At 40.1% G+C, this 23,186-nt stretch carries 19 protein-coding genes; 12 read left to right on the forward strand and 7 right to left on the reverse strand.

Annotated features, from left to right (window positions below):
* Positions 1 to 67 precede the first annotated feature (67 nt).
* Positions 68 to 277 (forward strand): cold-shock protein, encoded by a 210-nt coding sequence (locus FTV09_RS05835; protein ID WP_067761877.1) that lies wholly within the window; start codon positions 68 to 70, stop codon positions 275 to 277.
* 158 nt (positions 278 to 435) lie between these two features.
* On the opposite strand, the gene FTV09_RS05840 is transcribed toward FTV09_RS05835, so the two are convergent.
* Entirely contained in the window at positions 436 to 1,245 is an 810-nt protein-coding gene (locus FTV09_RS05840; protein ID WP_067761875.1) for an inner membrane protein YpjD, read from the reverse strand.
* 138 nt (positions 1,246 to 1,383) lie between these two features.
* Between FTV09_RS05840 and ffh the strand changes: the two genes are divergently transcribed.
* On the forward strand, positions 1,384 to 2,787 hold the full coding sequence (ffh, locus tag FTV09_RS05845) for a signal recognition particle protein (RefSeq protein ID WP_067761873.1): 1,404 nt from the start codon (positions 1,384 to 1,386) through the stop codon (positions 2,785 to 2,787).
* A 211-nt stretch (positions 2,788 to 2,998) separates the two neighbouring features.
* Entirely contained in the window at positions 2,999 to 3,592 is a 594-nt protein-coding gene (locus FTV09_RS05850; protein ID WP_067761871.1) for an alpha/beta hydrolase, read from the forward strand.
* Positions 3,593 to 3,634: 42 nt separating this feature from the next.
* On the opposite strand, the gene FTV09_RS05855 is transcribed toward FTV09_RS05850, so the two are convergent.
* From FTV09_RS05855 to FTV09_RS05865, 3 genes are all read right to left on the reverse strand, one after another.
* Entirely contained in the window at positions 3,635 to 4,312 is a 678-nt protein-coding gene (locus tag FTV09_RS05855; protein WP_067761868.1) for a hypothetical protein, read from the reverse strand.
* A gap of 241 nt (positions 4,313 to 4,553) precedes the next feature.
* Positions 4,554 to 5,282, reverse strand: coding sequence for a type III pantothenate kinase (locus FTV09_RS05860; protein ID WP_180057281.1), 729 nt, complete (start codon positions 5,280 to 5,282; stop codon positions 4,554 to 4,556).
* 24 nt (positions 5,283 to 5,306) lie between these two features.
* Positions 5,307 to 6,062, reverse strand: a complete 756-nt coding sequence (locus tag FTV09_RS05865) for a biotin--[acetyl-CoA-carboxylase] ligase (RefSeq protein ID WP_067761864.1) — start codon at positions 6,060 to 6,062, stop codon at positions 5,307 to 5,309.
* 29 nt (positions 6,063 to 6,091) lie between these two features.
* Here FTV09_RS05865 and FTV09_RS05870 point away from each other — a divergent pair, with 29 nt between their 5' ends.
* The 6 genes from FTV09_RS05870 (at position 6,092) to FTV09_RS05895 (ending at position 16,943) form a co-directional block, all read left to right on the forward strand.
* Positions 6,092 to 6,904, forward strand: coding sequence for a sulfite exporter TauE/SafE family protein (locus tag FTV09_RS05870; protein WP_067761862.1), 813 nt, complete (start codon positions 6,092 to 6,094; stop codon positions 6,902 to 6,904).
* A gap of 146 nt (positions 6,905 to 7,050) precedes the next feature.
* Positions 7,051 to 7,746 (forward strand): GntR family transcriptional regulator, encoded by a 696-nt coding sequence (locus FTV09_RS05875; protein ID WP_067761860.1) that lies wholly within the window; start codon positions 7,051 to 7,053, stop codon positions 7,744 to 7,746.
* 10 nt (positions 7,747 to 7,756) lie between these two features.
* Positions 7,757 to 11,209, forward strand: a complete 3,453-nt coding sequence (gene smc, locus FTV09_RS05880) for a chromosome segregation protein SMC (protein ID WP_180057283.1) — start codon at positions 7,757 to 7,759, stop codon at positions 11,207 to 11,209.
* 1 nt (position 11,210) lies between these two features.
* The gene (locus tag FTV09_RS05885; RefSeq protein WP_180057286.1) at positions 11,211 to 12,239 is read left to right on the forward strand and encodes a cell division protein ZipA C-terminal FtsZ-binding domain-containing protein; all 1,029 of its coding nucleotides are present in this window, start codon (positions 11,211 to 11,213) and stop codon (positions 12,237 to 12,239) included.
* Positions 12,240 to 12,337: 98 nt separating this feature from the next.
* A complete protein-coding gene (gene ligA, locus FTV09_RS05890) occupies positions 12,338 to 14,368 on the forward strand; it encodes an NAD-dependent DNA ligase LigA (RefSeq protein WP_180057288.1) in 2,031 nt (676 codons plus the stop codon).
* A gap of 397 nt (positions 14,369 to 14,765) precedes the next feature.
* Positions 14,766 to 16,943 carry a TonB-dependent siderophore receptor gene (locus FTV09_RS05895; protein ID WP_180057290.1) on the forward strand — a complete coding sequence of 726 codons (2,178 nt, stop codon included), beginning with the start codon at positions 14,766 to 14,768 and terminating at the stop codon, positions 16,941 to 16,943.
* Between the two features lie 61 nt (positions 16,944 to 17,004).
* On the opposite strand, the gene FTV09_RS05900 is transcribed toward FTV09_RS05895, so the two are convergent.
* Both FTV09_RS05900 and FTV09_RS05905 read right to left on the reverse strand, forming a co-directional pair.
* Complete coding sequence (locus tag FTV09_RS05900; RefSeq protein WP_180057291.1) at positions 17,005 to 18,069, reverse strand: aldehyde reductase; 1,065 nt, start codon at positions 18,067 to 18,069, stop codon at positions 17,005 to 17,007.
* A 520-nt stretch (positions 18,070 to 18,589) separates the two neighbouring features.
* The gene (locus FTV09_RS05905) at positions 18,590 to 19,522 is read right to left on the reverse strand and encodes an IS5-like element IS17 family transposase (RefSeq protein WP_180057292.1); all 933 of its coding nucleotides are present in this window, start codon (positions 19,520 to 19,522) and stop codon (positions 18,590 to 18,592) included.
* Between FTV09_RS05905 and FTV09_RS05910 the strand changes: the two genes are divergently transcribed.
* The 3 genes from FTV09_RS05910 to bfr all read left to right on the forward strand — a co-directional run bounded on the left by FTV09_RS05910 (position 19,507) and on the right by bfr (position 22,920).
* Positions 19,507 to 20,706, forward strand: coding sequence for a hypothetical protein (locus tag FTV09_RS05910; RefSeq protein WP_180057293.1), 1,200 nt, complete (start codon positions 19,507 to 19,509; stop codon positions 20,704 to 20,706). The genes FTV09_RS05905 and FTV09_RS05910 overlap by 16 nt on opposite strands.
* A 399-nt stretch (positions 20,707 to 21,105) precedes the next feature.
* Complete coding sequence (rlmF, locus tag FTV09_RS05915) at positions 21,106 to 22,080, forward strand: 23S rRNA (adenine(1618)-N(6))-methyltransferase RlmF (protein WP_180057294.1); 975 nt, start codon at positions 21,106 to 21,108, stop codon at positions 22,078 to 22,080.
* A 375-nt stretch (positions 22,081 to 22,455) separates the two neighbouring features.
* A complete protein-coding gene (gene bfr / locus FTV09_RS05920) occupies positions 22,456 to 22,920 on the forward strand; it encodes a bacterioferritin (RefSeq protein WP_067762676.1) in 465 nt (154 codons plus the stop codon).
* Between the two features lie 118 nt (positions 22,921 to 23,038).
* Here bfr and FTV09_RS05925 read toward each other — a convergent pair.
* On the reverse strand, positions 23,039 to 23,186 hold a 148-nt coding region (locus FTV09_RS05925), incomplete at its 5' end, for a transposase (protein WP_180057295.1).

Genomic DNA, 23,186 nt, shown 5'->3' on the forward strand with positions numbered 1-23,186 from the left:
TTATTATTTTCAAAGTTATAGTCAGTCATCATCCAATGGCTAAATCAACAAATTAATAGGTATTATTATGTCTAATACAGTTACTGGTACAGTTAAATGGTTCAACGAAACTAAAGGTTTCGGTTTTATTGCACAAGACAACGGTCCTGACGTTTTCGCTCACTTCAGCGAAATCACTGGTTCTGGCTTCAAAACTTTGCAAGAAGGCCAAAAGGTTTCTTTCAGCATCGCTCAAGGTCAAAAAGGCCCGAATGCTGTAAACATCGTTGCTCTATAATTTAGACGTAATGAAAAAAAAGCGCGATTCGCGCTTTTTTTATGCCTAAAATTTATTGAGTTGTATAACTTTAACTACAACTAGACAAATTTGAGGCAGTAAAAAAGGGAGTAAATAACTCCCTTAAAATATATCGTTTGAATAACAATAAATGCTAGTTAGCGGCCCAATACCATTTCCAAGATAAACTTTGAACCAATAAAGCCAACAGCCAACAAGCAAAAACCAATAATAGTAAAGCGAATCGCTTTTTGACCACGCCAACCAAAGCGATAGTGTCCAATCAATAAGGCGCCGTACACAAACCACGAAATAATACTGAACGCAGTTTTATGGGCTAAATGTTGTGCAAAGAAGTTATCAATGGTGAAGAAACCGAATCCTAAAGCAAAGGTCAATAGCGCAAAGCCGGCAATCAATAAGTCAAACAGTAAAGATTCCATAGCTTGGAACGAGGGTAGCAAGCTGACCCATACACGCTTTTTTTGTTTGTTTTTCAGTTCACGATCCTGAAAACGTAATATCACAGCTTGAATGGTTGCCATGAGCAATACGGCATATGCGGAAAGCGACAAAATAATGTGAACATCTAAGCCGAGAGAGTGCTGTTCAATAAACTGATTTTGTTTACTAAAGGCAAAACCCAATATTAAACCCATTGCTGCCACAGGAATACCGAGCAAATTCATTGCAAGAACAGGGCGATAGGTACTAAAAATTAAACTGAGAAAAAGCATTAAACCTGATGTAAAAGACATCAAGTTAAACACATCATAATTAACACCTGATGGTGTCATCATGTCGTTATATAAAACGCCTGCATGTAGCAACATGCCTAAGCCAAGCACTACACCAATTAACCAATGGTTCGGTACACGTTTAGACATCAAATGGCTGAATAAATACCAAAAAGAAGTGGTATAAGCGATTAATGCTAAGATCGTATAAACCAAGGGGAGACTGATCATGTCAAACCTTTTTCAGGATGATGAATATTCATTTATATAAATTCTGCAAGAACTAAAGTATCCTATAGCATTCTATGCATAAATTTTCTATTTTAAGAAACAATTTTTTGCTCATGGCTATTTTAAGCGGAATTTGCAATGTTTGATACCTTAACAGAACGACTCACGCAGAGTTTAAGAAATGTTACTGGCTCAGGGCAGCTAACCGAAGACAATATTAAAGATACGTTACGTGAAGTACGTATGGCACTTCTTGAAGCCGATGTGGCGTTACCTGTAACTCGTGAATTTATCGCGAAAGTTAAGGAAGAGGCATTGGGTCAAGAAGTGATGACTCAGTTATCACCGGGGCAGGCATTCGTCAAAATCGTTCATGATGAATTGACCAAAATGATGGGGGAGGCGAATGAAAGCCTTGACCTAGCAGCAAAACCTCCTGTGGTTGTGCTTCTTGCAGGTTTGCAAGGCGCGGGTAAAACAACGACTGCAGCAAAATTGGCACGCTTCTTACAAGAACGTCAAAAGAAAAAAGTCGCAATGGTTTCTGCCGACGTTTACCGTCCAGCCGCGATCAAACAGCTTCAAACCGTAGCAGGTGAAGTCGGTGCGATTTTCTTTGAATCTAGTCCTGATGAAAAACCCATTACCATTGCGAATCGTGCAATCGAGCAAGCAAAAATCCAATTTGCTGATGTACTGATTGTCGATACAGCAGGTCGTCTACACGTAGACGACGAAATGATGGATGAAATTAAAGAGCTGCATGCGGCAATCAAGCCAACTGAAACCTTGTTCGTGGTTGATGCCATGACTGGTCAGGATGCTGCAAATACGGCAAAAGCCTTTAACGATGCGTTGCCATTAACGGGTGTGATCCTAACCAAAACTGATGGTGATGCACGTGGTGGTGCGGCACTTTCAGTACGTGCAATTACTGGTAAGCCAATTAAATTTTTGGGTATGGGTGAAAAACTCGATGCCCTTGAACCATTTCACCCTGAACGTGTTGCACAACGTATTTTGGGTATGGGTGACGTGCTTTCTTTGGTCGAAGAACTTGAACGTAAAGTCGACAAAGAAAAAGCCGAAAAAATGGCGAAAAAATTGCAAAAAGGCGGTAGCTTCAACTTTGAAGATATGCTGATGCAATTTGAACAAATGAATAAAATGGGCGGCATGATGGGCTTCTTAGATAAGTTGCCTGGTATGAGTAATGCTGGCCTTCAGGATGCGATTGCGCAAGCGAATCCTGAGAAGCAAGTGAAAAAAATGGAAGCGATTATTCAATCGATGACCATTAAAGAACGTCGCAATCCAGACTTAATGAACCCTAGCCGTAAAAAACGTATTGCTGCAGGCTGTGGTATGGATGTTTCTGAAGTCAACAAACTTATTAAACAACATGCACAAATGGCGAAGATGATGAAGAAGTTTGCTAATCCGTCAGGTATGGCAAAAATGATGAAATCATTAAGCGGTATGCAAAAACAGTTCGGCGGCGGCGGTGGCATGGGCCCGTTGTTTGGCGGTAAAGATAAATAAGTTTATCTAACTGGTTCTAGACATAAAAAAAGCGCCTTGGGCGCTTTTTTTATGTCAGCGATTTACTGCTGTAAGCTTGCTAGTTCCCAAATTAAATAATTACAAATATTCGCCAAAAAGTTATTGAGTTCGTAGGGAGATACGCATACAAAATGAGCTAATTAGAAACTGACTTTATGTCGTTGAAAAAGGCTAAAATAAGAACTTACACATGAACACACATCTGCAGCCAGAGCACAAAAAGGTTTATATCATTCATGGCCATGATGCCTCACCGAATGATCATTGGTATCCGTGGCTAAGTCGTAAATTACAAAATGCAGGCCATTTATCGAAACGTATTGTTTTGGCCAATGCTGATCAACCAAATTTTGATGATTGGCAGAAATTTCTAGCCTTACAAATGCCTATTTTGGATGAAAACACGATTGTTATTGCACACAGCTTGGGCTGTTTAACGGTGCTGCATTATTTGAATCAATATTTTCAGCAACATAATGCCAAAATTAAGGCAGGTATTTTTGTATCAGGTTTTAAAGCAACCTTAGCAGTGAAGCCTGAACTAAATGAATTTATAAAAAAAGCGCGGATGGACAGTGGGGTTTTGCAGATACATATGCCGATTGCGATCAGCTTTATATCTTCTAACGATCCGATTGTGCCACCACCTGCATCTATACAATTAAGTAGCTTTATCAATGCACAACTTTATGAAGTCAAGGATGCAGGACACTTCATGGCAAAAGATGGATTTTCAGAAATTCCTGAACTTTGGGATATTTTGCACCCATTACTTTCTGCTTAAGTATAAAAAAGGCGCAGTATGCGCCTATTTACTTTATGCAGATTATTCTAATGCATTCGAAATATTTTCGCGGATCTCATCAATTTGGTCATCTGCTGCTGTACCATCTTCTTTCCACGCTTTATACGCACCCACATATTCATCATCTAAATCGACCACATATTCAGTGGCTTTTTGACCAGATGGATACCATAGGGTATATGCCAAGTTTCCTTGAGCATCTGCCGTGTAAGCAGCACCGCGTTTACCATTAGGATAAAACTCCTCACCTTTTACATAATTGCCATCTTCAATAGTAAAGGTCGATTCCACCTTGCCGTTTTTACGGTATAAGGTCACAGGGCCTTCCACATCTTCGCCGTTGAAACTAAACAGTTTTAACGGATCTTTGACCCAGCTTGCTGAGGATTGTGGGGTTTTGGTCTCTTGATAAAAGTCTTGTACTAAGAAATCACCAGCGGCATTACGCCCGAGTAATACACGGTAAAAACCATCTTCTACTGGTTTCATGTAATAACTTGAGTCGATATATGAAACGCAACCACAATATTCAGGATTATCTTCTTTACCGAAGTAACCTAAAATTGCTTGATTTGTAGTGAGTTGAGATTTGATGTCGGCAGGAAGTTTGGTGCTGGCTAGGTTTTGTGTTGTTGAACAACCGCTAAATAATAATGCTGAAGCGAGTACGCCTAAGCCCAATAAGTTTTTTAATTTCATGTAGATGCTCTTAGTCTTATATTATGTTGGTCAAGACGTTTTAAAATTATAAAGTGTGTGATAAATCAATGATTATCGTGGTTTATTGTAAAGGCTTGAATAAAAAAAGGGCGTCAATTGAGATACAGTTTGTAAATGAAGGCTTTTGATGTATTGCGATAAACAAATGTAAAAAACAGCCTAATGCGGCTGCTTTTTCACACATTCATTGTTCAAAATTAAACAAGAATATTAAGTAATATTAATGTGCGTTGACGTAACTTTGTAAGCCACGTAACAGTAGGTCAGCTTCAATATCTGGTTGATATTTTTCTAAATAGCGGGCAAAGAGCGAAGCATCACCGCCTGTTAAAATCAATTTACTAGGGTACTTTTCAAGAACTTTTTCAATCGTACTGACTAAGCCTAATAAAATGCCGTGATGTACCGCATCTATGGTGTTTTTACCCGGTGAAAGTTCATCAAAAGTCGCATCAGGAATTTTAATTCCCTTGGTATTTTGAATGAGGGAGTCGCGCTGCAAATACAGATTTGGCAAGATATAACCGCCTAAATGCTGTAAACCGTCTGTCAGGTCGATTGTGAGCGCAGTACCACAACTAATCACGCAATATTTTAGTGTTGGGTCTTTCACCACAGCGAGCATTTGTAGCCAACGATCAATACCAAATTTACTGGTATCCTCATAGGCACAGCGCAAGCCTCCATATTCGGCATGCACTTTGGCAATCGTGACGGGAACAGCTAAAAATTTCAAAATCTTTTGGATACGATCGTTATTTTTTTTGTCGAGTACAGAGGAGATGCCGACTTGATCTATATTTTGACTTTTAAAATGTTGAATTAAACCTAGCAAAAGTTCCGCAGGGGATTGCAGGTGCAGTTCGGCAGCATGCTCAATAATTTGATCATGCTGTGTAATCCAATATTTAAGACGTGTATTGCCGACATCAAGCCATAATTTTTTCATAAGCTTACCTTTACGCCTGTGAATTTAATGGCAATCCGAAAGACGTAAACGTCCTTGGAAGTGATTTTCTAAGCCTTGGGTTGTTTGTATATTGATCGAGCCATCATTTTCGATGCCCAAAAACAATCCTTGGCTGATGCCTTGCAAATGTTCCAGCGCAACGGCTTGCTGCATAAATGCAGCATGGTGATTGAAACGTGCGGCAAGGTTGTAGCAATTGTGATTAAACCATTCGCCTGCTTGTTGAATCGCCTCATAGAGTTCAGCAATGAGCTTTAAGCGATTCGGGGAAGCCATGCCCAGTTCTGATAAAGAGCTTGCGCGTTGTTCGATGCCTGCTTTTGGAACGGGATATAAATTCATCCCAACACCGACAATAACTTGGGTATTTGATAAGGGTTCAACCAAAATACCGCCCCATTTACCTAATGGGCTATACAAGTCATTTGGCCATTTCACTTGCAGGTTCAAATTTTGCAAGCTTGGCATTTGCAGGATATTTAAGGCGATTTCAAGTGCGAGGCGGCCATCTATCGCTGTCTGTAAATTCAGCAATGTGCTTAAATAGATATTACCAACGGGTGAGACCCATTGATGTTCACGTTGACCACGACCATGCGTTTGTTGCTCACTACACACCAATACATGCTGAATGCCTTTTTTGGCAATTTCGCGCACGTCGTCATTGGTTGATGTCGTAATCGGTTTAAGCAGTAGCACCTCAGGTGGCAGGGGTGTTGTGCGAAGTAAGTCTTGTAAATGTCTAGTCTCTAAATCCATTTGAATCTGAGAGTTGTGGAATAATTGTGATGGAGTTAATCATATATTTGCTCATCGGCGCAATCGCTGGTTTTGCAGCAGGGCTGTTTGGCGTTGGTGGTGGCCTGATTATTGTGCCCATTTTGTACATCGTTTTTACTCAGCTTCAATATGATCCGAGTGTGATTATGCACATGGCGGTGGGTACCTCCTTAGCGACGATTATCGTCACGTCATTTAGTTCCGTCTCAGCGCATCATAAAAAAGGTGCGGTGATGTGGAAGGTATTTCGGAATCTCGCACCAGGCTTGGTCATTGGCTCATTTTTAGGTGCTGGTATTGCGGATGTGATGTCCGGACAGGGCTTACAATTATTAATTGGTGTGTTTGCACTTTGGGTTGCTGTAAAAATGTTTTTGGGTGCAGCGACACCTGTCGATCCGTCTAAACAATTACCATCAACCACAATGCAAATGGTAGCAGGTGGGGGAATTGGTGTTGCATCGGCAATCTTTGGTATTGGTGGGGGCAGTTTAACTGTGCCTTACTTAAATAAAAATGGTGTGGTGATGCAAAAAGCGGTTGCGACCTCAGCTGCGTGTGGTTTACCTATCGCGATTGCTGGCGCGCTCGGGTTTATGTGGTTTGGTCATCAGTCCGAGGTTGAAGTTCCAAATACTATGGGTTATGTACATATTTATGCTTTTATTGGTATTAGCGTGATGAGTTTTATGACTGCAAAACTCGGTGCGAAAGTCGCACATATGCTTTCGCCATTCATGTTAAAACGTTGTTTTGCGTGTTTATTAACGACGGTGGGATGTTATTTTGTTTACCAAGGGTTTCAGCAATTTTTAGTATAAGGACGGTTTAAATTGCCAAGGATTGGCTTTTAAGACACAAGATTGTCCGACAATGTCATATTCATCTGACCTGTAAATCGTTTTTAATGCAGCATGATTGAGTTAAATCTCAGCATTGCATCTTATAAAAACAAGACAGGAATAGTATGCAACAACAAGAAGCGGACAGTTTATCAGAACAAATTGCCAAACATATCGGCGAACAGATTATTCGCGGAGAGTTGGTGGAAGGTGAGCGTATTCAAGAATTGCGCATTGCCGCAGAATTGGATGTGAGTCGGGGCTCTGTTCGTGAAGCCCTTTTGATTCTAGAAAGAACCCAGTTGATTGAAATATATCCACGTCGTGGTGCGTTGGTTTCGGAAATGTCGGCCTTACAAGTGCGATCTTTATTCGATATTGCTTCTTTATTGTTGGGGCAAATTGTTCACCGTATGGCTGAAACTTGGCGTAGCCATGAAGCAGAGCGCATTCAGCTATTACTTGAGCAATTAGAAGTTGAAACCCGCCAAGGCAATACTGAAAAGTTTTATGATTTGATCTTTCAGGGTATGGCTCGTCAGCACGAAATGGTTGGCAATGCCTACCTCATGCGTTATTACCAAGAGTTATTGCCTTCACTCCGAAGAAGTTATTTTTTAACGCTGAATATTTCAAGGCGAGAACTGCAAGAATCTTATGATTTATTTAAATTGGTAACTGATGCGGTTTTAATCAGAAAAACACATCAGGCTACTTTATTTATGGAAGATTTTTGTCGACACTTACGCAACCTTGTGTTGGAATCACTAACACGGATGAAACAAATCGAATTAGCGTGGGCGAGACGTTCACGCCGTTGATCAGGACACTATGCGTTTAAGCAGCTTAAAACTTTCCGGCTTCAAATCTTTTGCCGACAGCACAACATTAAAATTTGAAGGCAACCGTAGTGCGGTTGTTGGCCCGAATGGCTGTGGTAAATCTAATGTGATTGATGCCATTCGTTGGGTCATGGGTGAATCAAGCGCCCGCCAATTGCGTGGTGGTACCATGCAGGACGTTATTTTTACGGGCACAGCAAAGCGTAAGCCTGTCGGTGTGGCAAGTGTTGAACTGCGCTTTGATAATACCTATGGCAAGCTCGGTGGGGCGTATAATGCCTATAATGAACTGGCAGTGCGTCGTCAGGTTAACCGTGATGGTAAGTCTGAATATTTCTTAAATGGCACCAAATGCCGCCGTCGTGATATTACCGATATTTTTCTGGGGACAGGTTTAGGTCCGCGTTCATATGCAATTATTGAACAGGGCATGATTAACCGTTTGGTCGATGCCAAGCCTGAAGAAATGCGGGTCTATATTGAAGAAGCTGCGGGTGTGTCACGTTATCAAGCACGCCGACGTGAAACGTTATTGCACCTTGAGCACACCACGCAAAACCTTGAACGTTTGGAAGATATTGCCGCAGAGTTAAAATCTCAGCTAAAGACCCTAAAGCGCCAGTCAGAAACTGCGGTGCAATACAAAGAACTCGAAACCCAGATTCGCACAATTAAAATTGAAGTACTGTCCTTTCAATGTGAGCAAAGTACCCGTTTGCAGCAAGAATACACCGTACAAATGACGGAACTGGGCGAAACTTTTAAATTAGTACGCTCTGAGTTGAATACCTTAGAACATGATTTGACCTCAACCAGTGCTCTGTTCCAACGTTTGATTCAACAATCGACGCCGCTACAAAGTGAATGGCAACAAGCAGAAAAAAAGCTTTCTGAATTGAAAATGACCTTGGAGCAAAAACAAGGTTTATTTGCACAAAATTCAGCAAGTTTAGTAGAGCTAGAAAAACAAAAAGCCCAAACCAAAGAGCGCTTACAGTTATTAGAACTGCAACTTGAAACCTTGCAAGAACAGCAAGATATGTTCACTGAGCAATTGCAGCAACAAGAAAGCAGCACTCAAGATCACACTCAGCAACTTGCCGACTTAAAAGCACAGCAGCAACAAGCTACACAGCAGTTTGAATTAGTACGTACTCAAGTTGAGAAACAGCAACAACAAAAACTGCAAATGTTGGCACAAAGTGAGCAACTCACCAAAAATATTAGTCGCATTGAACAGCAACGGGAAACGCTACAACAGCAACGCGGTCAAATTCAGAACCAAGCCCAGCAAGATGAGCTTGAACATTATGAACAAGACAAACAGCAATTACAGCAACAGGTAGCACAGCAAGAGCAGTTGATTACTGATCTTCAAGTTAAATTGATTGCGGCACAAGAACAGCAGGCTCAGCATAAACAAAATGTGATGCAGCTTAAATCTGAAATACAGGTACTGTTGTCTGAACAGAAAAACCTGAATCAGCTGTTAATCAAATCTAGTCCGAAGCAGCAAAGCCAGCGTCAACGTTTAATGCAAAGCTTAAAACTGACGGCGCAAGGCAAAGTTCATGCACAGTTGGTGGAAAAATTCTTAGCCAAATGGCTAAATGCCCAAGTCTTAGAATCGGACGACGCATTTCAAGACAGCGTGGCACGACAGCTTAAAGCACAATCGAATCAGTCACATAGTCAAATTTGTGACTTAACACCACTTGCTGCATGGATCGAAGCGCCACAATATTCAATTTGGCAGCAGGTCGCAGTGGCTGAGACTTTAAACCAAGCCATGCGGCATCAAGCGCAGTTGCAATCAGGTCAATCCATTTTAACGTTAGATGGTTATCACGTGGGGCAGGACTGGGTGATTGGCCTGGACTATGACGAAGACAGTCAAGCCGGACAGGGTGCGCTGAGCCACCGCATTCGCTTGGATGAATTGACAACCTCATTGTCTGTGCTACAGCCGCAGCTTGAACAAGCAGAAGTAGCTTTACCTGAGTTGCAGCAAGCTGTACAGGACTTACAACAACACTTGCAGCAACAGCAAAACCAACTCAAGACATGGCAAAAAGACAGTCAAAACCTTGATTTGGCAATTACCAAAGTTCAAAGCTCAAACCAAGCTTTTGCTTTGCAAAAGCAACAATTGCAAGATCAATTGCAACAACTGGAAGAGCAGCTTGAAGAAGATGCCATGCAAAAAGATGATCTAGAAATTGATCTGCATGCATTGAATATGAAGCTTGAGCAAGCCTTACCAAACTACAAAACCTTGCAGTTTCAAGTGGAAGAGTTGACTGGAAATTTAGAGTCAGCACAACAAGTGGTTCTACATAACCAGCAAGAATTGGAAATTGTGCGCCGTCAATCCGTACAAACCAAACAGCAAATTGAATTGTTGGAAAAAGATGCTGTGTTTTTAAAAGCACAAACCCAACAAATTTTGGGGCAAATGGAACAGGCGAAGAAGTTTGTTGATCCTGTACAGCTTGAATTACCGGCACTCGAGTCGCAGTATTCTGAACAGGCTCAAATCACTGAACGTTTGCAAAAAACTTGGAATGATTGGCAGCTCGAACTGAATAATGTACAGACCAAGCAGCAGACATTGACTGAGCAGCGTCACTCACATCAGCAACAAGATGAAAAGCTGCGCACACAGTTGGAAGAAAAGCGTCTGGCTTGGCAGTCAGCACAGTCGGATCTGCAGCATTATTCAGAACAATTGAAAGAAATGAATAGTGAGATGCTGACTGGTCTAAGCATTGATGTCGCATCACATCAGCAGAAGCTTGAAAAAGCCCAACAGCAGTTTGATAAATTAGGCGCAGTCAATTTGGCAGCAGCTGAGGAATACACAGAAGTTGCGAAGCGCTTTGAAGATCTGAGTCATCAAATTGATGATTTGCAAAAAACTGTTGAGCAGTTGCAAGCGGCTATGAAAAGCATTGATCAGGAAACACGTAAGTTATTCATGACCACCTTTGATAAGGTTAATGCAGAATTACAAGAACTGTTCCCTAAAGTATTTAATGGTGGTGAAGCAAGTTTAAGCCTTGAAGATGGCTGGCAATCGGGTGTAAAACTAATGGCTCGACCACCGGGTAAACGAAACAGTTCTTTGGCATTGTTATCGGGTGGTGAAAAAGCATTAACAGCATTGGCATTGGTCTTTGCAATATTCCGTTTAAATCCAGCCCCTTTTTGCGTTTTAGACGAAGTAGATGCACCTTTAGATGATGCCAATGTAGGAAGATTTTGTAATCTTGTAAAAGAACTTTCCGAACAAGTGCAATTTATTTACATTACACACAATAAACTAGCAATGACAATGGCGACGGATCTGTTGGGTGTGACCATGCCAGAACCAGGAACTTCAAAACTAGTGACTGTTAATATTGAGCAGGCCAAAGAATACGGTTTAGCTGCGGAGGCATAACATGGAAATCACCACAATCGTAGGGATTGTAATAGCGGTTATTATTATGGTCGTGGGCATTCGAATGATGTTTCGTAAGCCTGCTGACGCAGCCCCATCCTTAGATTCAGAATTGCATATCGACCCTGACAGTCAACAGCCTGTGATCCCTCGTCATGTACGTAGCCAATTACAAGCGGCGGAAACAGCACGTGTTGAACCTACGTTGACTGAACAAGCTGCGCAAGTGTCGGATGAAAAAGCTGTTGAAGTGGCACAAGAAGATAAAACTGAAAGCTTTGAACCGAAAGCTGCTGCATCTGTGGAGGCTATTCAATCAGAAGTTGTCGAAGCTGCATTAGAAAAGTCAGAAACTGTTGTTGATAAAGTGGATTTAGATCAGGTTGCTGAAACAACGCTTGATAAGTCGCAAATTGAAGTTCAAGCAGAAACTACAAAACTTGAGCCGTCTGAGGATTCATTAGTTGCAGAAAAAGCACCTGAATTTAGTGTGAACAGCAACATTGAAAAAGCAGAAATCAGCGATTTTGATGAAGAAAGCAGTATTTTAGATGCGCATCTACATGAACAAAAAATTGTGGATGAAGAAAGTGCTTTAGCGACTGCCGAAACTTATATTGCGCTAAATGTATTCCCAGATAGCCGCGCGTTATCTGGTGAAAAAGCGCTAAAAGTTTTACTTAAATACGGTCTACGTTATGGTGAAATGGCGTGTTTCCATCGTTATGATGAAGAAGGTAATAAATTATTGTTCTCTGTATTACAGATGAATAGTGATGGTATTCCGGCCGGTTTTGATCTTGAAACGTTATCAACGGAAGAAGTCAAAGGTTTGGCATTCTTCTTGGCATTACCACACAGCGATGTGCAAAATGCCTTTGATACCATGGATAGCATCGCACGTCTGATTGCTCGTGAAATTGATGGTACGGTCTACGACCAAAATAACCAAGAGTTCACACCGCAAATGCGTGAACACTGGCGTCATCAAGCAATTGATTATCGTCAAGGTCAAGCCATTGAAGTTTAATGGTCGAAGATTGAAACTCACCGAGTGGATTTCTATAATAGCGACAGAAAATGAAATATTAGGGCGGAATCAGAACCGCCCTTTTTTATGGTGAATATATGACACAACAATCCACTGTCGTTGCACAGATGCGACAACTGATTCAACTTTTGGCGAAGCATAACCATGCGTATTATGTGATGGATACGCCAGAAATTGAGGACAGTGAATACGATCAATTATTTCACCAATTAAAAGCACTTGAAGAACAATATCCTGAGCTAACTCAACCCGATAGCCCGACCAATAAAGTAGGTGGTAAAGCGCTATCCAAATTTGAGTCGGTGACGCATGCCGTGCCGATGTTGTCATTGGGCAACGTTTTTAATGCTGAAGATTTATTTGCCTTTGCACGCCGCGCAGAAGAGCGCTTACCCAATCAAAAAATTGAATATGATGTCGAGTTAAAGTTCGATGGCCTGGCGATTTCACTGTGGTATGAAAATGGTATTTTGATCCGCGGTGTTACCCGTGGTGATGGTGAAACAGGCGAAGATATTACGCAAAACGTCAAAACCATTCGCAACTTGCCACAAGTGTTGACTTCAAACGAAACTGAGATACCAACTTTGTTAGAGGTTCGTGGTGAAGTGCTAATGCCAAAGTCGGGTTTTGAAAAGCTTAATGCTGAAAATGAAGCAAAAGGCGAGAAAATATTTGCAAATCCGCGTAATGCAGCAGCAGGGAGTTTACGTCAGCTCGATCCTGCCATAGCAGCATCACGCCCTTTGGCATTTTATGCCTATGGTATTGCACAGTGTGAACCAAATCATGGGCAAAGCACCATGTCTGCAAGTCTTGAGTGGTTGACACAATTTGGCTTTGCCGTGGGTGAGCGTCATTTTATTTGCGACAACATTCAAGACGTACAAAAAGCCTATGAGCAGATGATTATTGATCGCCCAAGCCTCAGTGTTGAAATTGATGGCATGGTGATTAAGGTTAATAGCTTGAAACAGCAGCAGACTTTAGGTTTTTTAAGCCGGGAACCACGTTGGGCAACCGCTTATAAGTTTCCAGCAGTTGCAGCACTCACAACAGTTGAAAATATTGATTGGCAAGTAGGGCGTACTGGGACATTAACGCCAGTCGCACGTTTAAATCCAGTCGCTGTTGGTGGTGTAACCGTGTCTAATGTGACATTGCATAACATCGGTGAAATTCACCGCCTAGACGTTCGTGTGGGAGATACGGTGAGTGTTTACCGTAGTGGTGACGTGATTCCCAAAGTGGAGAAAGTTTGGCCTGAATTTCGACCTGTAGAAACAGTTGAAATTCAATTGCCCGAATGTTGTCCTGTCTGTTCTTCACCTGTGGTGATGCCTGAAGGTGAAGCATTGGCACGTTGCTCAGGCGGTTTGTACTGTGCAGCGCAACGTATTGAAGCGATTCGCCACTTTGTCTCACGTAAAGCCATGGATATTGAAGGTTTAGGTGATCGCTGGGCTGAGTCATTATTACATCTCGATTTACTTAAAGATGTTGCGGATATTTACAGCCTGCATGAGCACCGTGAAAAGTTATTGACCATTGAAAAAATGGGTGAAAAATCAGTACAAAATCTGATTGATTCCATTGAAAACAGTAAGAAAACTACTTTGGCGGCATTTATTTATGCACTCGGTATTCGAGGTGTCGGTGAAACGACAGCACGTATGCTTGCGAATACTTTCCAAACATTTGATGCAATTCGTCATGCAGACTTAGATGCATTGAAAAAGACACCTGATGTGGGTGATATCACCGCAGAATGGATTGTCGACTTCTTCCAAGCACCGCATAACCTGGAAGTAGTAGATCGTTTACTCGCCGCTGGGATTCACTGGGATGCACCGATTGCACCAACACGCCAACCATTGAATGGTGAAAGTTGGGTCATTACAGGAACATTAAGTAGCATGGGGCGTGATGAAGCAACTCAAATGCTGCAAGCTCTAGGTGCCCGTGTAAGTGGTAGTGTATCGAGTAAAACCAAATGTGTGGTAGCAGGTGAGAAAGCAGGCTCTAAATTAGAGAAAGCTGAAAAGTTAGGTGTACCGGTGATGACAGAGCAAGAATTTATCATTTTTGTTCAGCAGCATAATGGATAAAACCTGAAGAATTATTGGTGGTTTAAGTGAAGATAAAAAGAGGCATAGCGATGCCTCTTTTTTTGCTAAGTCGAAAAGTGAAAAAGTTGTTCATGAAATGAGGAAAACCCACATCAATATCTAATAAAGCTTAAATGGTCCTTAAACTTAGTTAGTCATCTGTTTAATTATTAATCAAATAGAACTCAAATTTTATTCGATTAAAATCTAATTTTATTTTTTAAATATGATTTTTATTCTTTTTTAACAATTACTTATTTAAAAAAATAATAGTTTTACTTTTTTTAAGATTTTAATTACTGATAAAAATTAGATTTTAAAACGAGATTCTCAACAGTGGTGAGAATCATTCTGCATATAATAATGATTCTTATTAAAATAAATTAAGCGTTCAACAATGATCAATTTTCCAAAAACTCATTTAGTCCGTGCGATTTCAATCGCGATCTTAGGGGTGGGCACATCTGCAGTAGTAAATGCAGCAGAGCGAACTGTGCTTGAAACGATTGAAGTTGAGGTACCAGCTGAAAAGCAGCTTGCAAATGGAAAATTGAAAGCGCAGACAGACCTTGGTGCACTGGGAAATAAAAAAATTGTTGATACGCCATTTAGCGTTGCTGCATATAGTGAAAAATTAATTGAAGAACAGCAGGCTACGACAGTTGGTGAAGTTTTAAAAAATGATGCGAGTATCCGTATTACAACCAACCAAGGTCATTTAAACGAAAACTTTAATATTCGTGGCTTTGACATCAATCACGATGACATTGCACTCAATGGTATGTACGGTATGGCGCCTTATGGACGCGTACCGACTGAATTTTTAGATTCGGTAACGGTTTTAAAAGGCCCGAATGCCTTGGTTGCAGGTATGTCGCCTGCTGGTGGGGTCGGTGGTGTGGTCATCGCTAAAACTAAGCGTGCAGATAAAGAAAAAACTCAAGTTTCAGCTTCAATGGAAGAAGGTGGTTTTTACCAATCAGGTTTTGACGTTTCACGACGTTTTGGTGCTGAAAAAGAATTTGGTCTACGTGTGAATGGTGCTTATGGTCAAGGTGAGCACATTATTGAAGGCATGGAAGATAAACATGCATCAGGTGCAATTGCTGCAGACTATACAACGGATAAGTTAAAACTTAATTTTGATGCCTATGCGGTACGTGATGATCGTAATGGTGGGTCACCTGCAATGGTCGCGTTCGGCGTGAAAGACGCACATGGTCATATCTATAATGGCGTACTTGATGCGCCTAAAGGCGATACCAATTATTTTAGTAATTTAGAAGGTCATACAGATAGTGAGTTTGTAGGATTAAGTGGTGAATATGCATTCACGCCTGATTTAAATGTGTATGCGGGTGTAGGGCATATTGAAAAGGCCTATAGCGGACACATTTTTGGTACGCGTCTTATCGTAGGGCAAGCTGATGGTCATGCTACTTCACAGTACTATCGTACAGGGTCATCTGAATCGATTACATCAGCCAATACAGGTTTCCAATATAAGTTTAATACAGGTGCTGTAAAACATGCCTTAAATGTAAGAGCTGACTACTTGACCAAAGAAACAGATCAGCATGTGAAAGCGACGCAAGAGAATATTGAGTCAACCAATTTATATGATCCTAACACCACTATCGGTATGCCTTCAGCGTATCCTGTGGTTCAACCAAACTTAGACAATAGATATGTCAGCTATACGGTGTCTGATCAGATTTCGATGTTAGATGATAAATTGCAGCTGATTGTTGGTGCACGCTATCAGGATATCGATACCAAGAATTTACAAAGAAAGACTGGCTATCAAGATGATAAAATTTCGCCAAGCTTAGGTGTTGTGGTTAAACCTTTTGGTGAGAATCTTTCTATTTATGCAAACTATGTAGAGGGACTTTCTGAAGGTGTAACGGTGAATAACGTTGCAGATGCCAACAATAATGTTACCTTCGCGCCATTTCAAACTAAGCAATATGAATTGGGTGCAAAATATCAAGCAGGTTCTTGGTTGAATACATTTGCTCTGTATCAAATTGAAAAACCATCGACCATGGTATCTTCATATTCTGACGGTCAACCCAATAGTACAATCAATCAAATTACCACAGATGATGCAGAAACACGTTCACGTGGCGTGGAATGGTCATTTTCAGGAGAGATTTATACAGGTCTAAATCTGATGGGTAGTTTGGCTTATATCGATGCTGAATATACCAAAGCAGCGGTGAAAAGTGGCGTAACTAATCAAGGTAATACGGTATATGGTATTCCTGACTTTACCGCAACGCTAGGTTTAGATTATGCAGTACCTTATGTAGATGGATTAAATGTGAATGCACGTGCAAACTACGTGAGTGAACAGTACTTAAATGAAACCAATGCACTTAAACTACCAGACTATACAATTTTAGATTTAGGTGCGCGTTATAAAACCAATTTGGGTGGTGTAAATACTACATTCTTAGCCAATGTTGATAACGTGACTGATGAGAAATATTGGGAAGGTACATTCAACTCAGGTTATGCCTTAGTGGGTGGTCCTCGTACCTATAAAGTCGGCGTGACTTTTGATTTCTAAGTTAGTTTAGTTTTTTTATATAAAAAGCCACCGTCAGGTGGCTTTTTTGCAAATGAATGATTTACGGAATATATTGCTTAACCACACCGTCATCGAGTAATTGTTGGAAATGTTCAACCACACTTTGTTGAATATCTCGGTACTCAATGCCCAATTCTTTTTTACTTTTTTCAGCATTAAAGTAAATTGGGTAACCCATATTCAGTTCAACAAACTTTCGTGGGAAACCTGCAAGAGGGCCAAATGCTTTAAAGGCAAACTTCGGTAAGGTATTACGTGGAAAAGGAAATTTATTACCAAAATGCGAGCGTAATATTTTCCCCATTTCTAATAAACTTAAAGTACCACCGCTAATGATATAACGACCTGATACTTTAGGGTTTAATGCTGCTTGTACGTGCGCATCGGCGACATCACGGACATCGACAATTCCATTCCACATCGGAGGAACACCCGCCAAAGTCATACCATTAGCAAACTGCTGCAGCACTTCAACGCTACCCGATTTGGTCATGGCCGTTAATGATGGGCCAAGCACCAAGGCTGGATTGACACACACTAGCTCCCAGCGATCTTGTGCCTTTTGCATATCCCATGCTTTTCGCTCTGCCATAACTTTTGAATACGGATAAGGCTGATGCGTCTCAGAGCTAGAAGTGTTCCAATGCGATTCATCAAATTCATTATGTTCGGTCTGTAGAATATCAATGGCATCACCATAAGTTGATGCAATGCTTGACGTTACCACCACTCGCTTAACGGATTCAGTTTTATTTACACTATTGAGTACATTTTCAGTGCCTATCACCGCAGGTTCAATAATGTCTTTAATTGCGTCTTTATAGTTGGTCACCACAAAAGGGGACGCCATGTGAATGACAATATCGCAGCCCTGCATTGCTGTATCGAATGCACCTTGATCGAGTAGATTGGCCTGGAATAATTTTAATGTGCCACTGGTTTTTGCTGCAATGTTTTCTAAATGGATGAAGCTGGCTTTTTTGTTGAGATCTCGAACTGTGGCGTGAACGGTATGTCCAAGTTCAAGTAAGTTTTTAATGACCCAACTGGCAATATAGCCTGTTGCGCCTGTGACGAGTATCTGTGTTGTTATCTTGCTATTCATATTCTTCAACTTTAATTGACGCATTTTTTTATCATAATGAGAATATTTAGTTTTGTCTTTGATTGATTTGAAAAAATATATGTTGATGATTGGGTTTAATGCGCTTTGAATTCAACAGAAAATGCATGTGAGCGCTGCAAAAGCGATTTTTTATTGATGTAAAAACGCGAATATGGGATGAATTTTGGATAGATGTATATTCTTATGATTATGGACGCAAAATCTCACAGAAAAATGGACAAAGAGTCATATCTAACTTGTGAGCATTAATTTAAAGCCTAGATCTTAGATCTAGGCTTCTTTATTTCGTATAACAGCTATGATGTTAAATAGTAAGGATTTTAGATACTATTAATCATAAAGTTTTGAAAAGTGGTTATAAACATTTAGTTATGTCTAGAAAGAAAAAATTTAAAAATTTAAAAGTTAGTCCATTACTGAAGGTATTTGAAAATTCTAATTTTCAGGGGCTTTGTTGCACAAAGATTTGAAATGCAAAGCGCCCCTAATTGAGCCAAATTTAAGGCGTAACTTGGGTAAGTGGTCGACCTAATTCCGTAAATCTGTTGAGGACTGCTACACGTGCATGAATTTCATTCACCTGACTAGGAAAGCTTCTTGCCATTAATTTATCGCCTAATAATTTGATGCAATGCATCTTGGTTTCCACCAAACTGCGGCGATGATAGCCTGACCATTTTTTCCATAATGTCCTGCCTAAACGTTTAACTGTTCGAAGTAATTCATTTCGCTCTAGCGAGCTACTCTTTGTATCTTTCCATGGTTTCGCATTTTTTCTAGGTGGAATCACCGCATGTGCTTGCCGATCTGCAATGACCTGACGGCATTGCTTGGTGTCATAAGCTCCATCGGTATAAACAGAGTCAATCTGCTCATCTTGTGGAATCTGATTAAGTAAATCACCAAGCACCTGTGAATCACTGACATTATTGGTTGTGAGCTGAATAGCGCGTATTTGTAGGGTTTTGGCATCTATACCAATATGAAGTTTACGCCATTGGCGACGATATTCAGATCCATGTTTCTTGCGTTTCCATTCGCCCTCACCTAGAAACTTCATGCCTGTAGAGTCCATGAGTAGATGCAGCCCATCGCTACTTTTTTGGTAGCTGATTGCAATATCAATATGCTTTTGTCTTCTACAAAGCGTGGTGTAATCTGGTGCTGTCCAATTTAATCCGCAAAGTTTAATCAGACTTTGCACAAAGCCAGTAACCATACGTAAAGACAGACGGAATAAGGATTTAATCATTAAGCAGCATTGGATGGCTGCGTCGGAGTAGGTTTGATTTCGCCCTTGTTTGCCTTTTGATGGCGCATACCATTGCGTAGCAGGATCAAACCAAATGGCAATATTTCCGCGACTCATAAGTGCTCGGTTATATGCGGGCCAATTGGTTGTGCGGTAGATTTTGTGTGCAGGCTTCTTCATTTGAAAATTATATCGCTGAAAAAGCCTTTACAGATAGGTTTGTGCAACAAAGCCATTTTCAGGTAAGTTGTATCAAACCTGTAATTTTAAATTTTGAAGACTTAGCAAAGTCAACTAGACGAATTTTTCATATATTTTCAGATTCTTCAGTAGATGAAAGTACAAATTTTAAAGATATTTATTTTGCAAATTGGGGAACAGGTATTCTTATTAAGGATGACCTTAAATATTTTCTTTTAACAGCTCGTCATGTTATGGAGGATTATTTTAAACATTCTTCAGGTACTAATACTTCGCCTTTTCGTGTTACTGATAGATCTACACGTAGTTTTAGTAAGGTTGATGATTTTCTATATCCTAAATATTTTTGGGCTATAGGAGATATAATAGAGGAACATGAATACTACGATTTTAAAGATGCTATTCTTGTTGAATTATTTCATCCTGTACCAGGCCAAGTAGTTGACCACTTCATTGATATTAATACAGTAAAGCCACTAGAGATTGATGAATTTAAAGATGGTATGGTTGCCGTAGATTTTGGTTACTCTATACAATCCAATCCTTATTTTTATGATTCTGATAATAATATTGCGCCATTTAATAGTGAAATACATTCATGTAGTACTACGATAAATATGGATATCATCAATGGTCATTTGAGAAAAGATAAATTTACATTTGTTTTTGAAAAATATAATAATTTAAATCTTGATACTAATGGTATGTCGGGTGGCTTGATTATTGGTGTTTTAGATGGAATAGCTAGACCATTGGGTATGCACTTTAGAGGAAGCGCAACAAGTAATAAAATTAACTTTTTACCTATTGCAGAACTATTTAGAGTTATTAAATGTAGGGGGCAATCAGAAAAAATTATTATTGATTACTGTGCACATGATCGTCTAACACAAAGTAAAGATTTAATGTCTATTGGTGAAATGTTTTTCGATTGGGCATCTAAGCAACCACCAGAATCTTTAAGATCTATTGAAGATAATCCAATGGCTCTTGCTGATGATATGGCTGATTTTATTATTAGAAATAAAGAGATGCTATTAGCTGCTGAGGCTGAAAGAAAGGAAGTAGGACTTTTAAATGATGAGGATAAAGAGTTTGGGATGAAATGGTTTATTGAAATGACTGAAACATACAAAAATAATAGCGATAAAAAAATTGAGTAATCTAATTATTTTTGTACGACAGAAAATATTAAGTATTTCAAATTTAACGTAAGACATGTTATACGAAATTAAATTTTTACTTTATATAAATCATTGTCTTATGTTGGTGTGAAAAGCCCAATCATCACCGATTGGGCTTTTTTGTTGATTCTTTATGTTTCGCGACTATTGTTTAATTAATGTTCCACGGTTTGTTTAATGAGATTTAATGCTATAGCAAACAAAAATGTCCAGATAAAATAAGAATAGACTTCCAAGTGGTTAATGATTTGCAGATAGACAAATAAAAGGATAGGGGCGTCATTGATGGTTAAATTCACGTACAATATCGACTAATTTGCAGGTATAGATCCTGCCTTATCAGATCATTCTGTTCTCCCGTTGATTATTGGCAAATACATGGCGCAAGCAAAGAAATCTTTTCCGCAACAAAAATCGGAATTACATTTACGAAATCTGCATCGTAGTCGTTACGATTTTCCTCAACTCATCAAGAGCTGTCCGGAACTTGCGCCTTTTGTCAGCCCAAATAAATATAATGATTTATCGGTAGATTTTTCTGATCCACAGGCTGTGAAAATGCTGAATAAAGCATTGCTCAAACATTTTTATGGCATTCAATATTGGGATATTCCTCAAGATTATCTTTGCCCGCCTATTCCAGGTCGAGCGGACTATATTCACTATTTAGCTGACTTGTTGAGTGCCAGTAATGAGGGGCAGATTCCAACGGGACATACCGTTCAAGTGTTAGATATTGGGGTTGGCGCGAACTGTATTTATCCGATCATTGGTCATCGGAGCTATGGTTGGAAATTTGTCGGCTCAGATATTCATTCTGCATCGGTTAAAAGTGCTCAATTTATTGTGGAGGCTAATCCGAATCTGCGTAAAGGCATTCAGATTCGATTGCAGAAAAAAGCGAGCAATATTTTCAATGGTGTGATTAAACCTTCAGATCGTTTTGATTTGACCATGTGTAATCCACCATTTCATGCCTCGCAAGATGAAGCCAACGCGACAGCCACTCAAAAATTAAGAAAACTGGGCAAGCCGGTTGATCGTACAAAGGTGGTGTTAAACTTTGGAGGTCAAAAGAACGAACTTTGGTGTGATGGCGGCGAAGAACGATTTGTCTGCCAAATGGTGCAAGAGAGTATTCAGTTTGCTGAGCAATGCCTTTGGTTTAGTACGCTGGTTTCCAAGAAAACAACATTGCCTGTGCTGTTAAATGCCTTAGCGAAGGGCGGAGCAGTGGATGTAAAAACCATTAAAATGACGCAGGGACAAAAAGAAAGCCGTTTTGTCGCTTGGACCTTTTTAGATTTAAGACAACAGCAAGCGTGGAAGAATGCACGTTGGACTTCAGCATAAGCCTGCCTTTGCTCGAAGTGTTCACTTTGTTTTGGGCATGCAATGCATGAAGCTTCAGTAAAAGTTTCCTATATCGATAAACACAGCAGCGCAAGCACAGTGTGTTGAATCAATCTGGAGATATTTTTGCTAAACAAGACGCATTGTTAATTGTTACAAAAAACAGCATACAGCGATTTTTGATTATTACGTGTTCTAAATGCCTTGAATATTCTGCAAGGGCTTCTTTTATATGTGAAAAATGAGCGGAATTGAACTGCAAATGCGTATGTTTATCATTTAAATTTTATATAAATCATAAACTTACAAAAATATTATTTTGCATTCATTTTGAAACTTGTCCATAATATTTGAAAAGGGTATGGAGTGAAGAAAATGCGTGGCAATCCAGAAGTCGTAGACTACTTAAATATGCTGATCGGTGGCGAACTGGCTGCTCGTGATCAATACTTAATTCATTCCCGTATGTATGAAGATTGGGGTTTAAGTAAAATCTTTGAACGTATCGATCATGAAAGCCAAGAAGAAGGCTCACATGCAGATGCATTGATTCGTCGCGTATTGTTCCTTGAAGGAACGCCGAATATGAATCGTGATGATATTGAAGTCGGCACAGACGTTGTGACCTGTTTAAAAGCGGATTTGGCGCTTGAATATCATGTTCGTGAGAAACTTGCACAAGGCGTAAAATTGTGTGAAGAAAAGGGTGACTATGTGACCCGTGATATGCTGCGTCAGCAAATGTCAGATACTGAAGAAGATCATACCTACTGGCTTGAAAAGCAAATGCGTTTGATCGAACTGATTGGCCTACCAAACTATATTCAGTCTCAAATGTAATTTGCGAAAAAATCTAAAGACCCAGCACAAGCTGGGTTTTTTATTAAGTCATGAAAACTATCTTAAAGTGAAAGAGGACTCCACCCGACAGTCAGGGTGGAGGTGAATTTCAAAGATTTTAACCTTGTTGGTTTTCAATGTATTTTTTAATAATATCCAAAGGTGCGCCACCACAAGACCCTGCAAAATATGAGCGTGACCACAAAACAGGTTTTGCATAACTACCACGTAAATCTAAAAACTCATTTCTCATTCTTCTGCTTGTT

Origin of the sequence: Acinetobacter sp. YH12227, assembly GCF_013417785.1 — a bacterium.
GTDB lineage: Bacteria > Pseudomonadota > Gammaproteobacteria > Pseudomonadales > Moraxellaceae > Acinetobacter > Acinetobacter gandensis.